Source organism: Trueperella bialowiezensis (assembly GCF_900637955.1).
In the GTDB taxonomy this organism is placed as follows: domain Bacteria; phylum Actinomycetota; class Actinomycetes; order Actinomycetales; family Actinomycetaceae; genus Trueperella; species Trueperella bialowiezensis.
Genome location: NZ_LR134476.1, coordinates 1,593,052 through 1,608,098 on the forward strand (window position 1 = coordinate 1,593,052; position 15,047 = coordinate 1,608,098).

12 protein-coding genes and 1 tRNA gene are annotated in these 15,047 nt (G+C 59.6%); 12 read left to right on the top strand and 1 reads right to left on the bottom strand.

Annotated elements, in window-relative coordinates; genetic code table 11:
- Positions 1 to 123 precede the first annotated feature (123 nt).
- From EL234_RS07200 to EL234_RS07215, 4 genes are all read left to right on the top strand, one after another.
- Positions 124 to 1,470 (top strand): hemolysin family protein, encoded by a 1,347-nt coding sequence (locus tag EL234_RS07200; protein WP_126417294.1) that lies wholly within the window; start codon positions 124 to 126, stop codon positions 1,468 to 1,470.
- Positions 1,467 to 2,495 carry a hemolysin family protein gene (locus EL234_RS07205; RefSeq protein WP_126416818.1) on the top strand — a complete coding sequence of 343 codons (1,029 nt, stop codon included), beginning with the start codon at positions 1,467 to 1,469 and terminating at the stop codon, positions 2,493 to 2,495. Before EL234_RS07200 ends, EL234_RS07205 begins: the two co-directional genes overlap by 4 nt.
- Before the next feature lie 154 nt (positions 2,496 to 2,649).
- Positions 2,650 to 3,669, top strand: a complete 1,020-nt coding sequence (locus EL234_RS07210; RefSeq protein WP_126416819.1) for a M23 family metallopeptidase — start codon at positions 2,650 to 2,652, stop codon at positions 3,667 to 3,669.
- Positions 3,663 to 4,439, top strand: coding sequence for a glycerophosphodiester phosphodiesterase (locus EL234_RS07215; protein ID WP_277870824.1), 777 nt, complete (start codon positions 3,663 to 3,665; stop codon positions 4,437 to 4,439). Before EL234_RS07210 ends, EL234_RS07215 begins: the two co-directional genes overlap by 7 nt.
- 227 nt (positions 4,440 to 4,666) lie before the next feature.
- Here EL234_RS07215 and EL234_RS07220 read toward each other — a convergent pair.
- Positions 4,667 to 4,742, bottom strand: a tRNA-Arg gene (locus tag EL234_RS07220).
- 206 nt (positions 4,743 to 4,948) lie between these two features.
- Here EL234_RS07220 and EL234_RS07225 point away from each other — a divergent pair.
- The 8 genes from EL234_RS07225 to rpmE all read left to right on the top strand — a co-directional run bounded on the left by EL234_RS07225 (position 4,949) and on the right by rpmE (position 15,027).
- Complete coding sequence (locus EL234_RS07225; RefSeq protein WP_126416820.1) at positions 4,949 to 6,310, top strand: PQQ-like beta-propeller repeat protein; 1,362 nt, start codon at positions 4,949 to 4,951, stop codon at positions 6,308 to 6,310.
- Positions 6,311 to 6,394: 84 nt separating this feature from the next.
- Positions 6,395 to 8,074 carry an arginine--tRNA ligase gene (gene argS, locus EL234_RS07230; protein ID WP_126416821.1) on the top strand — a complete coding sequence of 560 codons (1,680 nt, stop codon included), beginning with the start codon at positions 6,395 to 6,397 and terminating at the stop codon, positions 8,072 to 8,074.
- Positions 8,074 to 9,438, top strand: a complete 1,365-nt coding sequence (gene lysA / locus EL234_RS07235; protein ID WP_126416822.1) for a diaminopimelate decarboxylase — start codon at positions 8,074 to 8,076, stop codon at positions 9,436 to 9,438. Before argS ends, lysA begins: the two co-directional genes overlap by 1 nt.
- 27 nt (positions 9,439 to 9,465) lie before the next feature.
- Positions 9,466 to 10,743 (top strand): homoserine dehydrogenase, encoded by a 1,278-nt coding sequence (locus EL234_RS07240; RefSeq protein ID WP_126416823.1) that lies wholly within the window; start codon positions 9,466 to 9,468, stop codon positions 10,741 to 10,743.
- A 26-nt stretch (positions 10,744 to 10,769) separates the two neighbouring features.
- Positions 10,770 to 11,870, top strand: coding sequence for a threonine synthase (thrC, locus tag EL234_RS07245; protein WP_126416824.1), 1,101 nt, complete (start codon positions 10,770 to 10,772; stop codon positions 11,868 to 11,870).
- Complete coding sequence (gene thrB, locus EL234_RS07250) at positions 11,867 to 12,763, top strand: homoserine kinase (protein ID WP_126416825.1); 897 nt, start codon at positions 11,867 to 11,869, stop codon at positions 12,761 to 12,763. The genes thrC and thrB overlap by 4 nt, the downstream gene beginning before the upstream one ends.
- Positions 12,764 to 13,039: 276 nt before the next feature.
- Positions 13,040 to 14,689, top strand: coding sequence for a transcription termination factor Rho (gene rho / locus EL234_RS07255; protein ID WP_126417296.1), 1,650 nt, complete (start codon positions 13,040 to 13,042; stop codon positions 14,687 to 14,689).
- A gap of 125 nt (positions 14,690 to 14,814) precedes the next feature.
- The gene (gene rpmE, locus EL234_RS07260; protein WP_126416826.1) at positions 14,815 to 15,027 is read left to right on the top strand and encodes a 50S ribosomal protein L31; all 213 of its coding nucleotides are present in this window, start codon (positions 14,815 to 14,817) and stop codon (positions 15,025 to 15,027) included.
- Positions 15,028 to 15,047: the final 20 nt, after the last annotated feature.

Genomic DNA, 15,047 nt, shown 5'->3' on the forward strand with positions numbered 1-15,047 from the left:
GGATTCGCGCACCCGAATTACCTCTCAAATAGGGCAAAAATTCTCCACGCGATGTCTTACCGTCAAGAGAATTTCATCGATACGTCAAGACTTCTTCTTGCCTCGCGTGCGCTGTGCGTTACGATGAGCGCATGGAAGGACGACAACATAGGGGACGCCTTGGGGACTGATCTCATACTTCTCGGCGTCGGCCTACTTCTCATCGCTGGAAACGCACTCTTCGTGGCCGCGGAATTCTCGCTCGTTGCTCTCGATCCAGCAACGATCGACGACAGGGCGCAGGCGGGAGACACGAAAGCCCAATCTGTCAACAAAGCTCTGCACAATCTTTCGTTGCAGCTGTCCTCGTGCCAGGTGGGCATTACTCTCACGACGATCCTGCTCGGATACGTGGCGCAAAAGCCACTCCAAGACATCTTTGAGCGTCTGTTCACCAATCAGGGAATGGCCGCAGCCGCGTCGGTCGGTACCGCGGCCGCGCTCGCGTTCATCATCACCAACCTGTTCTCGATGCTGTTCGGCGAACTTATTCCGAAGAACATGGCGCTCGCCGAGCCGCTGAACACAGCCGCTTTCGTCTCCCTACCACTGCGGGTTTTCACCGCTGTTTTCAAGCCTCTCATTGTGGGGCTTAACGAAACCGCCAACTGGATCTTGCGCAGGTTCGGCATCGAACCGGCCGAAGAACTCTCCGGTGCACGCTCTGCCACCGAACTGACCGCCCTCGTGCGCCGTTCGGCGCAAGAAGGAACGCTCGACGTGTCGACTGCGCGCCTGCTCGTACGCTCGATCGACATCGGCGCGCTGACCGCAGTTGACGTCATGACGGACCGCACCCGCGTCGAGGTCCTTCCCGAAGACGCTTCGGCTGCCGACGTCGTCGCACTCGCCCGCGAAACTGGACACTCCCGTTTCCCCGTGATTGGCGAAAACCTTGATGACATCCGTGGTTTCGTGCACGTACGCCGCGCAATCGCAGTCCCATACGAATCGCGTGAGGACGTGCGTGTCACGTCGTCGTCGCTACTCGTGGAAGCCACCCAAGTGCCAGAAACCATCGAGCTCGCACCGTTGCTCGTGCAACTGCGTGCCGAAGGCCTACAGATGGCAATCGTGGTCGACGAATACGGCGGCACCTCCGGCCTGGTCACCCTCGAAGACGCGGTGGAAGAAATCGTGGGCGAAGTAGCCGACGAACACGACCGCCGCCGCGCACGCACCCGCATCGTTACCGGCGGGGAGTGGATGATCCCAGGGGCGATGCGCCCCGATGAAGTCTCGCGAGAATTAGGGCTCGACGTTCCCGACGACGGGCCGTGGGAAACAATCGGCGGATGGATGATGGCGCGCCTCGGCCGGATGCCCCACGTTGGTGACGCCTGCACAGAAAATGGTGTACACGCCGTCGTTGAAGCGATGGACGGGCGCCGAATCGAACAGATACGAATTTCCGGGGTTGATGAATCATGAGCATCGGCGTGGCACTTCTGATTACCGTCGGCCTGCTGGCAATTAACGCGTTTTTTGTGGGCGCAGAGTTCGCCGTCATGGGCGCGCGGCGCTCGCGGGTTGAGCCTCTTGCTGAAGCGGGGAAAAAGTCAGCGAAAATTGTGCTCTATGCGCTGGAGAACGTGACGCTCATGCTGGCCACCTGCCAGCTGGGGATCACGGTCGCCTCGATTGCTCTGGGTGCGATCTCAGAGCCGGCTATTGCCGGGTGGATCGCCGGCCCGCTCGCCGCCGTGGGCGTGCCCGAAGCGATGGTGCATCCGGTTGCGATCATTATCGCGCTGGTTCTTGTGGTCTATTTGCACGTGGTGCTCGGGGAAATGGTGCCGAAGAATCTTGCCGTCACCACCCCAGAAAAGGTCTCGTACGTGCTCGTTCCGCCGCTGGTTGCGATTTCGAAAGTGTTGCTACCGATCGTGCACTCGCTCAACTGGTTCGCCAACCACATCATTTCCCTGTTCGGTTTCGAACCGAAAGACGAAGTGGGTTCGGCCTTTACCGTTGACGAGGTGGCGTCCATCGTGGACGCGTCAAAGAAGGCTGGCGTGCTGGACGCGGATGTCGGACTGATTTCGTCCGCGCTCGAATTTTCCGAACACAGTGCCGGCGACCTCATGGTGCCCACCGACGACCTTGTAACCGTGAGCCCCGCGGTGACACCCGCGCAGGTTGAACTCGAAATCGCGCGCACGGGCTTTTCCCGGTATCCCGTGCTTTCGCATGGTGAACTTATGGGCTACATCCACTTGAAAGACATCATCGACGTCGCACCGGATCGGCGTGAGGAACCGATCTCGCCGTGGAAGATTAGGCAGATGTCTAAAGTCGATGCCGCAGACGAAGTCGAATCCGCGCTGCGTTCCATGCAAAAAGACGGCACCCACCTTGCTGCAGTCTCCGTGAACGGCAACATCGCTGGAGTTCTCTTCCTCGAAGACATCCTGGAAGAGCTCGTGGGCGAGGTCCGCGACGCCATGCAGAAATAGGCGGGGTGCCGACTAGTCTGTAACGCCGCTTTAGCGCGCTTTCCATGATGATTTTCACACGTCTAGTGGTCGTGCTGGAGTCAAACCGGGTAGCGCGATTGTTATCAAACCGTTATTCTTGTCTGTGTGCCAATCGCACGCATCAGATTTTTGTATGAAGGGAGAAGCGGGCTTGAACCACGATGAGAGCAAGACGCTTCCATCCCGCAAAGAACTCAGGCTGGCCCGCGAGGCCGCTGAAAAAGAAGCCGCTACGCACGTGGAACGCGTAGACCAGGAGCGGGACGACGTCGTCGCAACCGCCACGTTCGATACCGCTGGTTATGCGCGCGGCCCAATGAAGAAGGTTAAGCCGCGCACGCCTAAGTTTTTACTCACGCGCCCGCGCAACGGGTTGGCTAACCGCCGGGGCGTGCTCATCGGTGCCGGGCTGGCCGCGATGGTCACGGTCGGATCTGCCGTGTCTGCGCTCAGTTTTTCCGGGCCGCATGACGCGCTTGCCGCACACGGCGTCGTCGACGACGGCACCCAACCGAACGTGCAACCGGCCGTTCCGGAGTCGCTAAAGAAAACCAATAGTGCTGCCGACGCCGCACGGTACAACGGTTTCAAGCGCGGATTTGCTGGAACGAACGTCGTCCAATGCGATGTGCGCCGCGCGCCGAATTCACTGGTCTCCGCGTTTGTGGAGGGTGAAGAATACGTGGTCATGCCGATGGCTGCGAACACGTATCGAATCACCTCGCCTTTCGGCTGGCGGCTTGACCCGTTTAGCTACACCCCGTCGATCCATCTTGGCGTGGACATGGCTGCACCTACGGGCACGCCGATTTACGCGATGGCCGACGGCACCGTGGTTCACGCCGGCGAAGGAATCGACGGGCGTTCAAACAATGTGATCGTGATCGAGCACGAGATCAACGGCGAAAAGTACATGTCCTGGTACGTTCACATGTACGATGACGGCGTGTTCGTCAAGACCGGCGACGTCGTGAAAGCCGGTCAGCATATTGGTGCTGTCGGGTCGAATGGCCGTTCCACCGGGCCGCATCTACATTTTGAGATCCACACCGGTCACGAACTCGTACTGGAGGATGGCTCGATCGACAACATTATCGATCCGATGGACAAGCTTAACGAGCTTGGCGCGATCGACGTCTCAGACCTGTGTTAATTAACCGGCTGTGGTCCGTTGGTGGTGAACCCGTTGTTTTAGCACACCGGGGCGGAAGTAACGAGGCGCCGGAGAATTCGATTGAGGCCTTTCGGGCTATGCACGAACTGGGCTTTTATCATATTGAAACGGATTGTCAGCTGACTGCCGACGGGCGCGTGGTGGTGTTTCATGATCCGTTTCTCGATCGGGTGACCGATGCCAGCGGCCTAATTTCTGACTGGACGTGGGATGACCTGCAGCATGTGCAGGATCATTCCGGTAATCGAATCGTGTTGCTCGATGAACTGCTTGAAGAGTTCCCCGACTTCGTGCTCAATGTGGACGCGAAAACCGGCGAGGTAGCAGCTCCGATGGCTCAGGTCATTTCCCGGCATAACGCTGTTGACCGGGTGTCACTGGCGAGTTTTAGTGAACGGCGGCTGCGGCGTTTGCGGCGAATGTTGCCGGGGGTGCGCTCGTCGATGGGAACAATGGCGATCGCGCGGATCGTGGTGGCTTCCAAAGCGCCGCGTGCGCTTCGCCGGCTAGTTGTTCATAAGCTACCCGGGCCCGCGCAGGGGGTTGAAGCCGTGCAAGTGCCGGAGTTTTTTAAAGAGATTGAAGTGGTGAACGAGCGCTTTGTGGCGTTAGCGCATTCGCTGGGCTTGGCGGTTCACGTGTGGACCGTGAACGAAGAAGCTGACATGCGTAAGCTCTTGGCGCTTGGCGTGGATGGGCTGATCACCGACGAGCCGTCGCTGGCCCGTGCCGTGATCGCCGAGCGGTAGCGCGCGTACCGGCGCTTTATCGTGTGATAGTTTCCGGTTAAGAGGGGCTGGGGCCAGTCCTGCAAATAGTTACGGCTTGGTGCAGGCGTTATTGCTAAATAAGCAGAAATGGCGGGGGTTGAGGCCCTTGAGTCCGGCAAAATTGCTATATAAGCAGAAACGCGTGAGTAGAGGCGGGCTGAGCCGGGTTGTGACTGGGTTTCCGGCGCAAAGCGGCCAGTTTTGATTGGTACCCCGAATAGGATTCGAACCTACGACCTTCTGCTCCGGAGGCAGACGCTCTATCCCCTGAGCTATCGGGGCTCAGCGATTTGCCAGTCTAACACCGTTTCTGTTCAGCCCGCGAATCAACCTAGAAAATGTGAACAATCCACCTCGCGCCTTGCAGGGCCATGAGCCTCACCTGCCGGTTCAGACCTACGCGAAAGCCTATTTATCTATCTGCGTTGTGCTGTTAACATTCTTTGCGGAAGTGCCGCCACGCTAGCCGTCGTTGATAAGGATCATGAATGTCTCGCAGGTTGATGTTGATGTTTGCAGCTGTTGTGACAGCGGTTGGCCTTGCGTGTAGTTCGTGCACGGGGGATGTGGGCCCGGGTGGTAGTTCGCCCACGAGTCCGTCGGGGGAACACAGTTCAACGGAGGATACTCCGTATCCGGTGGTGGCGCCGGAGATTAAGACGTCGGGGATTGCTGATAATTCGAGTCCTGACGCATGGGCGTTCAATGAGTATGAGGTTAAAGCTCCTGAGGCGTTCCCAATTCCGCATGGTGAGGAGTTGTGTGCGTTGCAGGGGGATTTTGTGGTGACGTCGAATCCTGTGTCGCGTGAGGTGCGGGGGTGGTATGTGCCCACGCGGACTGTTGCGTGGGTGCTTCCCGATCGGCTGTGTGCTAAGGATAGTTTGGTTCCGCAGAGGCTGACTGAGGGCGTGGTCGTTGGTGTTAACCGGACCGCCGACAAGTCGGAGGAGCTTCCTAAGTCTGGAGAGCTCCTCGATTTTGCTACGGGCGAGTCGCTGATGGACATTCCGGTGTTGGATCCGAGTTCGGAGAGTGCGCCGATGCCCATGGGTGCGGTGGGCGGTGTCCTCGTGCTCAATGTGGATGGCTCGTTGTATGGGCTCAATAAGGACGGCGAGCTGATGTGGCAGTTGGCGGCGCCGGGGTGGTCGTGGTCGAAGAACTTGATGACGGGCCATATTTTTGGGATGCGTGACAAGGGCGCGCAGGTGCATGTAGTCAACGCTGTGACGGGGAAGATTGTGGTGGACAAGTCGATTCCGCCAGAGCGTCCGGTGACGTACACGAGCGACGGTTTCATGTTTAAGCCCGACGACGACGCCCCGTTCACGTTCGTGTCCCTCGACGGGAGTGTCTCCCAGTTGGATGAGAGTTTTGAAGGTGGCAGTTATGTGCCGACAGCTCGGGCTGGCGCATTGTTTCCGCTGAATATTTATCTTAATCCGAAGGCGGGTCCTATTTTTGATGCGCAGGGTAATCCTGCGAATTTTGAGGTTGATTTGGAGGAGTTCCGGGCTGAGCCTGCTGGCGACGTCGAAACTCCGCGCGCACCGGATGACCTGTCAGCGCCGGATGCTCGCCCGATGCCAACCTCGGACACTGGGCACAAGGAAACTCCAGCGCCGGAGATTGTGGCTGTGACGGCAGATGGCAAGCATGCACTGGTAGATGACAAGGTGGGGATGATCTACCTGATTGATCGTGAGGGTAAACCCGTGTGGCAGTTGGCGGCGCAGCGGCCGTGGGTGATGAGCTCCTATCTGGTTGCAGAATTTGGTACGGGCAACGTGCAGATTTTGGTGCCGGATTTTGCGGCGGCGAACGACGAGGCAACTGAGCCTGCCTAGAATCGGTTCCGTGCCGCATCCTTTCGAGCCCGATATGAGAGACCAAAGTTTTGCTCGGCCACCTTGGCGGCTAGACTTTGTGCCATGACTCCAGAAGAACTCTCTGCTTTTATCCGCACCTGTTTGAATGAGGCCATTGTGGCTGGTGAGGTCACTCTTGATCCGGCCGAGGTTGGTGAGGTGAAGGTGGAGCGTCCGCGAAGTCGCGAGCATGGTGATTGGGCGACGAACGTGGCGATGCAGTATGCGAAGAAGGCGGGTACGAATCCGCGTGCGCTCGCGGAGGTTCTGGCTAAGCGTATTGAGCGGGCGGATGAGATTACGGCCGTGGATATTGCCGGCCCGGGTTTTATGAATATTACGCTGAATAAGGCGGCTGCCGGGGAACTCGCTCGCACGATTGTGGAGGCGGGGTCTGATTACGGTACGACGACGTCGTTGCGCGGCGGCACGGTGAACCTCGAGTTCGTGTCGGCTAACCCAACAGGCCCGATTCATGTGGGCGGGGCGCGCTGGGCGGCGGTGGGTGATTCGCTCGCCCGGATACTTGAGGCTGCGGGCGCGCAGGTGGTGCGCGAGTACTATTTCAATGATCACGGCGCGCAGATTAACCGCTTTTCGGCGTCGCTGTTGGCGCGGGCTCGCGGTGAGGAAGCGCCGGAGGATGGTTACGGCGGCCAGTACATCGCTGACATTGCGGCCGAGGTGATCAACGGCGAAAAGCAGGCTGGTAGACCTGACCCGGCGTCGTTGCCGGACGCCGAGGCGCTGGAGGTGTTCCGGGAGCGTGGTGTCACGTTGATGTTTGACTCGATCAAGCAGGAGCTCGCCGATTTCCGGGTTGAGTTTGATGTGTATTTCCACGAGGATTCGCTTCACGAATCGGGTGCGGTGGCCGAGGCGATTGACGAGCTGCGTGAGCGCGGCGTGATTTTTGAGGCCGACGGCGCAACGTGGGTGCGCACCACCGATTTTGGTGATGATAAGGATCGCGTGATTATTAAATCCGACGGGGATGCGGCCTATTTCGCGGGCGATATTGCCTACTATCTCAACAAGCGCAACCGCGGCGCGGACCACGTGATCATTATGCTGGGCGCCGACCATCACGGGTACGTGGGCAGAATGTACGCGATGGCTCGTGCGTTTGGTGACACGGCCGGCGTCGGCGAAAACCTCGAGCTGCTCATTGGTCAGCTGGTCAATCTTGTCAAGGATGGCGAGCCGGTGCGGATGTCGAAGCGGGCCGGCACGATTGTGGTGCTTGGTGATCTTGTGGATGCGGCAGGAGTGGATGCCGCGCGGTATTCGCTCGTGCGCCAGGCGCTCGATACGCCGATTGATTTGGACTTGGATGTCATTACGTCGCATACGAATGAGAACCCCGTGTATTACGTGCAGTATGCGCATGCGCGTACGTGTGCGGTGGACCGGAATGCGGCTCAGCACGGGGTTACTCGCGACGAGTTCGATCCGGCCTTGCTTGATAGTCAGGCCGACGGCGATCTGATCGCGGCTCTTGCACAGTATCCAGACATCGTGGTTCAGGCGGCTAGTTTGCGTGAGCCGCACCGGGTGGCCCGCTATCTTGAAGAACTCGCGGGTAAGTACCACTCGTGGTACGGCGTCTCCCGGGTGACTCCGCGTGGGGATGACCCGGTGGACGTTGTTCATCAAACGCGGTTGTGGCTGAACGACGCCACCGGGCAGGTGCTGCGTAACGGGCTGGGGCTGCTGGGTGTGAGTGCTCCGGAGCGGATGTAATGAGCGAGATGATGGCAACGCCCGAGCCAAATGGCGAGCGTCATGGCCTGTGGTCGGTGAACACGCGTAGAGATTCAGATGGCGTGCTTACCGTGGCTGGAGTGTCAGTGGAAGATATTGCGCGCGAGTTTGGCACGCCAACCTACGTGTTGGATGAGGACGACATGCGCTCCCGTGCTCGCGCGTGGAAGAGAGCCATGGACGAGGCCTTCGCCGATCTGGCGGGAGCCGAGGTGTATTACGCCGGCAAGGCCTTCCTGTCCAAGGCGGTGGCGCGCTGGATGACCGCCGAGGGCCTGCACATCGACACGGCTTCGTATGGCGAGTTGCAGACCGTGCTCGCGGCGGGCGTGCCCGGTAGTCGGATTGGGTTGCATGGCAACAATAAGTCGGATGAAGAGATCGCGCTCGCGCTGGAGAAGGGCATCGCCCATATCGTCATCGATTCGCTGCCGGAGATTGATCAAGTTGCGCGCCTTGCGGCACAACGGAAAATGCGCGCGCCCGTTTATGTGCGGGTGACCACCGGGGTTCATGCTGGTGGGCATGATTTCATTCAGACGGCCCATGAGGATCAAAAGTTTGGCCTGTCAGTGAACTCGGGGGCGGCGCAGCAGGCGATACGCGAGATCGCGGCTAACGAGCACCTTGACCTGCTGGGTTTGCATTCGCATATCGGCTCGCAGATTTTGGCGACGGCGGGTTTTGGCGAGGCCGCGAAAGTGGTGCTCGATTTGCGCACGTGGGCTGCTGAGCAGGGCACCCAGATCCGCGAGGTGGATCTGGGTGGCGGCTACGGTGTGCGCTATACGGACGACGACGCCGTTCCTCCGGCTCCCGAAGAATTTGCCGGTGTGCTTGCGCAGGCGGTTCGCGACCACGTGTCGAAGACCGGCCTGCCGGCACCGCTGGTGTCGATTGAGCCGGGCAGGTCGATCGTGGCGCCGGCGATGTTGACGCTCTACGAAGTGGGCACGATTAAGGACGTGCAGACGGATTCGGGGCCGCGCCGCTACGTGTCGGTGGATGGCGGAATGTCGGATAACCTGCGTCCGGCGCTGTATGGAGCGAACTACACGGCCGCGCTCGCGTCCCGGAATGCCGACGGCGAGCTGGTGCGCTCGCGCGTCGTGGGAAAGCACTGCGAATCGGGCGATATTGTGGTGCATAACGTGGGGTTGCCCGATAGTGTGGAGGCGGGCGATTTGCTCGCGGTGCCCGTCACCGGCGCCTACGGGCGTTCGATGGGTTCGAACTACAACATGATGTGCCGTCCCGGTGTGGTCGCCGTCGTGGATGGACAGGCTCGCGAAATTGTTCGACGCGAGACGATCGATGACCTGCTGGCGCTCGACGTCGGCTAAACGCTAGAAGCAAACGGAAGAGAAACAATGACAATCAAGATTGCGCTACTAGGTGCAGGGACGGTAGGCAGCCAGGTGGCTCGCCTGCTCAAGGAAGAAAATGAGTTGCTTGCCGCGCGTGCGGGTGCCCCGTTGGAACTGGTGGGGATTTCGGTGTCGAATCTTGAGGCCGAGCGCGATCCGTGGATTGATCGCGAGCTGCTCACCACGGATTCGAAGGCGATCATCGATCAGGCTGATATTGTCATCGAACTGATCGGCGGCGTTGATCTTCCGCGCGAACTCATTTTGTATGCGATCAATTCGGGCGCTTCCGTGGTCACGGGCAATAAGGCATTGCTGGCTGAGCACGGCCCGGAGATTTATGATCTGGCGAAAGAGAAGAATGTTGACGTCTACTATGAGGCTGCGGTCGCGGGTGCCGTGCCTGTGGTGTATGCGGTGCGCGAGTCGCTCGCGGGCGATACGGTCAAGGCGATTCAGGGTATTTTGAACGGCACCACGAACTACATTCTTGACGAGATGACCACGAAGGGGCTGCCCTTCGATGAGGTGCTGGCCACCGCCCAAGAGCTCGGTTTCGCGGAAGCGGATCCGACTGCCGATGTGGACGGGCATGATGCGGCGGCGAAGATCGCGATCCTTGCCTCGCTCGCGTTCCACAAGCGCGTCCATATCGACGACGTCCAGGTGGAGGGTATTCGTGAAATCACATCGAGTGATATTGCGGCGGCAACTGCTGGCGGTTACGTCATCAAGCTGATCGCTGAGGCCACGCAGGATGATGCGGGCAAGATTGACGTGCGGGTTGGCCCGACGCTCGTGCCGGAGGCACACCCGCTGGCGTCGATTGGCGGTTCGTTTAACGCCGTCGTTATTGAAGCGGAAGCGGCGGATCGGCTCATGTTCTACGGGCGCGGTGCGGGCGGTGCGCCCACTGCGTCGGCTGTGCTGTCCGACGTCGTGGCGGCTGCGTCTAAGCGCGTGGTGGGCGGGCGAGCCCCGCAAGAAATCGTGCTTGGAAAGTCTGAGTTCGTGGCTGCGGAGGATTCGACGTCGAAGTACTTTGTACGGATGGACGTCCAAGACGAAGTGGGCACGCTTGCGCAACTGGCTAGGTTGTTTGCTGATGCGGGCGTGTCGATATCGTCGGTGCAGCAAGAATCTGTGGCTGGCAACGGCGAAGCGGAAATCACGATTACGACCCACACTGCCCGGGCAGCTGATCTTGCCGCTACGATCGAAAGTATTAATGACACGCAGACGGCGAAGGTTTCGCGCGTGCTGCGGGTGGCGGACGAGTAGGCTTCGGGTTCCAAGGAGAGAACTTTATGGCGCATCAGTGGCGCGGCATTATTGCCGAATATCGGGATAGGCTTCCGTTTGGCGACGACGATCCGGTTGTGAGCCTGGGCGAGGGCGGCACGCCTCTCGTGTATGCTCGTGCGATTTCGCAGCGGGTAGGCGCGGACGTTCATATTAAGGTCGAGGGTGCGAACCCCACGGGCTCTTTTAAAGACCGCGGGATGACCACCGCGATTTCACAGGTGAAGCAGTCTGATGTGCAGGTGGTGGCCTGTGCGTCGACGGGGAACACCTCGGCGTCGGCGGCTGCCTATGCGGTGGCTGCTGGGCTGACGTGTGCGGTTATTTTGCCAGCCGGCAAGATTGCTGCCGGCAAGCTGGCTCAGGCGATTGTGCACGGAGCGCAGCTCGTGGCGGTGGATGGTAATTTTGATGATTGCCTGCGGATCGTTCGCGAGCTGACCGATGAACATCCGGTGGCGCTCGTAAATTCGGTGAACCCCTACCGCTTGCAAGGGCAGAAGACTGCCGCCTTTGAAATTGTGGACGCGCTTGGTGATGCGCCTGATATTCACGTGCTGCCCGTTGGGAATGCCGGCAATATTTCGGCCTACTGGATGGGTTACAACGAGTACGCGGGTAAGACTACGCTCGCCTCGATGGATGATTCGGCCCTGCATATGGAGCCGGTGGCCACGAAGGTTCCGCAGATGTGGGGCGTGCAAGCCTGGGGTGCGGCGCCGCTCGTGCTCGGGCACGTTGTGGATAATCCGGAGACGATCGCAACAGCGATCAGGATCGGCAATCCGGCGTCGTGGAAGTATGCGGAAGCTGCGCGTGATGATTCGCGCGGCTGGATCGACCGGGTGACGGACGAGCAGATTTTACAGGCCCAGAAGATTCTGGCTGCTGAGGCGGGGATTTTCGTAGAGCCGGCGTCGGCGGCTTCTGTTGCTGGGCTCATTCAGGCGGCTGAGCAGGGCAAGGTTCCTGAAGGGGCGACGATCGTGTGTACGGTGACGGGCAACGGGCTGAAAGATACCGCTACGGCGCTTGGCGATGTTGATCTGGATTTCACGCCGATTGAACCGACGACGGCGGCCGCGATGGAGGTTCTTGGGCTGTGAGGATCGTGAAGGACACGGCGCGAGTGAAGGTGCCGGCGTCGTCGGGCAATCTCGGCCCCGGTTTCGACTCGATGGGGATGGCGCACGACGTGTGGGACGACGTGTCTGTCACGTTGACCACGGGCAAGTCGCGCGTGTTGATTCTCGGCGAGGGCAATGCGAGCCTGCCAAAGGATGAATCGCATTTGATCGTGCAGACGATGCGGGAAACGTTTGAACGTGTGGGCGCTCCCGTGTCTGGGATTGAGCTGGTGTGCCGCAATAGTATTCCGCAGGGTAAGGGCATGGGTTCGTCGGCGGCTGCGCTGACGGCGGCCGTCATGCTCGTGCGTGAACTGCTGGGCAAGCCCGAGGAGTTTACCCGCGCTGAAGTGCTCAACATTGTGGCTGGCTATGAGGGGCATCCGGATAATGCGGCGCCTGCTATTTACGGTGGTGCAACGCTGTCGTGGCGTGAGGGGGAGGGTTATCAGACCGTCCAGCTGCCGGTGGCTGACGCCGTGAAGACCACGTTGCTTATTCCCGAGGAAGTTTTGCTGACGACGACGGCGCGAGCGGCTCTTCCCGAACGCGTCCCGCTGGTTGACGCCGCGTTTAACGCTTCGCGCTCCGCGCTGATGGTGCATGCGTTGGCTCAGGCGCCCCAGCTTCTGTTTGCCGCCACGGAAGATCGCTTGCATCAGCAGTATCGTGCCGATTCGATGGCGCACACGAGCGCGGTGCTCGCGGCCTTGCGTGAGGCCGGCTGGCCTGCCGTCGTCTCCGGTGCTGGCCCGTCGATCCTGCTGTTTGCCGAGGTTGATCCGGTGATGGTGAAAATTTTGGAAGAGCAAGGTTTCCGTGCGGTTCCTTCGCAACAGGTGCGTGGAGCGCATGCGGTTGCCGAATCCTAAAGCGCCGGGTGATGAGCTTAGGCACACAATACGTGGAATGAGTGTTAAAAATTTAGCCGAGTGTGTATGATTCTAAATTGACAGTAAGGCTACGTGCCTGAGCGCACAGCGGGCGGTGTTCCGCGTGTGATCTGCAAATCTGTCACAATCACTACCTGCGCGTAGCGCTAAATTGTGGATGAATAATCTATACCTACTTCCGGCTTTGTATTCCGGAACCGAGGAAGGAACCTCGTGAGCGAAAAATCAACGCCACCTACCGGCCCTATTTCAACGATGCGTCTTGCCGATCTCAAAGAGCTTGCTGCGCACATGGGCCTTGACCTCCCGCCAAAATCCCGCCGTCCCGAATATATTACGGCGATTCGTGCTGCCCGTGAGGCGGAAAAGGCAGCCGGGAAGGAAACTCCGAAGAAGTCAGCGCCTGCGAAGGCTAAGGAAAAAGAGACCAAGCCAGTAGACCAGCACGGTGATCCCACCGAACAGCTTGAGCTACCTAAGGCGCGTACGAAAGCATCGGCGGGCCCAGAGCTGTCCGATGAGGAAAAGAAAGCCGCTTTGGATGCTCTTGGTGATGCGGCTGAGCGCCGCGCTGAGGAGCGTGCTGATGAAGATTCTCCGCGCGGGCGGCGTAACCGGAGCAGGCGCACCCGTAACCGTAACGAGGATCGGCGCGAGCGCGCCGAACGTTCGGAGAGCAATGAACGGGATCGGTCAGAGAAGAAGGAACGGTCAGATCGTAACCGCCGCGGTAATGATTCGGCACGTGACGACGATTCCGGAGAAGTTTTAATTCCGGTTGCCGGCATTCTCGACGTCGACGGCAATAACAACTATCTACGTACGGGTGGCTACCTGCCCGGCAAGAACGACGCCTACGTGTCAACCCAGATCATTCGCCGCTATGGGCTGCGCAGGGGAGATGCGATTCAGGGTGCGGTGCGTGACGCGTCGCAGATGACGAACCGGCGCGGGCGCCAGCACAAGTACAACCCGCTGGTTGAGGTGACCGCTATCAATGGTCTGCCGCCGGAGAAGATTGCGGAGCGCCCGGAGTTCAACAAGCTCACGCCGTTGTATCCGAACGAAATGCTGCGCTTGGAGACCACGCAGAAGGCGCTGACCACGCGCGTCATCGATTTGGTGGCGCCGATTGGTAAGGGTCAGCGCGGCCTTATTGTATCGCCTCCGAAGGCTGGTAAGACGATCGTCTTGCAGCAGATTGCGATGGCGATTGCGAAGAACAATCCGAACGTGCACCTGATGGTCGTGCTCGTCGATGAGCGTCCGGAAGAAGTGACGGACATGCAGCGCCTCGTCAAGGGCGAGGTGATTGCCTCCACGTTCGATCGGCCGGCGTCCGATCACACGATCGTTGCCGAGTTGGCGGTGGAACGCGCCAAGCGCCTCGTGGAGCTCGGCCAGGATGTGGTCATTCTGCTGGATTCACTGACCAGGTTGTCGCGGGCCTACAATCTGGCCGCTCCGGCGTCGGGTCGTATCCTGTCGGGTGGTGTGGACGCGGCTGCGCTGTATCCGCCGAAGAAGTTCTTCGGTGCGGCTCGCAACATCGAAAATGGTGGTTCGCTCACCATCATTGCTACGGCGCTCGTGGAAACCGGGTCGAAGATGGACGAGGTTATCTTCGAAGAGTTCAAGGGCACCGGCAACATGGAGCTGCGCCTGTCGCGTCAGCTTGCGGATCGCCGTATCTTCCCGGCCGTGGACATCACCGCGTCTGGTACCCGCCGTGAAGAGCAACTGTTCTCGCCTGAAGAACTCAAAGTGGTGTGGCACCTGCGCCGCGCGCTGGGCAACCTTGACGTGCAGGAGGCCTCTGATTACGTGCTTGGGCGGATGCGCAAGACGGAATCGAACGCCGAATTCCTCATGTCGATCGTGCGCAGTATGGCGAACGCGGACTAGACATTGTGAGCAATCGCGCGTGGCCGCCGGTTTCTCTCTGGCGGCCACGTGTGGTTAAATTGAACGTCGGCTTCTGGTTCACCGATTTTTCGGACCCAGGGCGCTTAACGATCCAAGGAGACATTATGAAGCAGGGAATTCACCCCGAATACACGGACATCAAGGTGACGTGCACGTGCGGCAACGAGTTCGAGACCCGTTCCACGATCACCACCGGTGCGCTGCGTGTTGACGTGTGCAACGCATGCCATCCGTTCTACACCGGCAAGCAGAAGATTCTTGATACCGGTGGCCGCGTTGCCCGCTTTGAGGCGCGCTACGGTAAGCGCAAGAAGTAGCTGAGCTTGGAAACGCCGGT

Coding starts and splice junctions, on each gene's coding strand:
- EL234_RS07200 (WP_126417294.1), top strand. CDS start 124: ATGAGCGCATGGAAGGACGACAACATAGGGGACGCCTTGGGGACTGAT.
- EL234_RS07205 (WP_126416818.1), top strand. CDS start 1,467: ATGAGCATCGGCGTGGCACTTCTGATTACCGTCGGCCTGCTGGCAATT.
- EL234_RS07210 (WP_126416819.1), top strand. CDS start 2,650: ATGAAGGGAGAAGCGGGCTTGAACCACGATGAGAGCAAGACGCTTCCA.
- EL234_RS07225 (WP_126416820.1), top strand. CDS start 4,949: ATGTCTCGCAGGTTGATGTTGATGTTTGCAGCTGTTGTGACAGCGGTT.
- argS (WP_126416821.1), top strand. CDS start 6,395: ATGACTCCAGAAGAACTCTCTGCTTTTATCCGCACCTGTTTGAATGAG.
- lysA (WP_126416822.1), top strand. CDS start 8,074: ATGAGCGAGATGATGGCAACGCCCGAGCCAAATGGCGAGCGTCATGGC.
- EL234_RS07240 (WP_126416823.1), top strand. CDS start 9,466: ATGACAATCAAGATTGCGCTACTAGGTGCAGGGACGGTAGGCAGCCAG.
- thrC (WP_126416824.1), top strand. CDS start 10,770: ATGGCGCATCAGTGGCGCGGCATTATTGCCGAATATCGGGATAGGCTT.
- rho (WP_126417296.1), top strand. CDS start 13,040: ATGCGTCTTGCCGATCTCAAAGAGCTTGCTGCGCACATGGGCCTTGAC.
- rpmE (WP_126416826.1), top strand. CDS start 14,815: ATGAAGCAGGGAATTCACCCCGAATACACGGACATCAAGGTGACGTGC.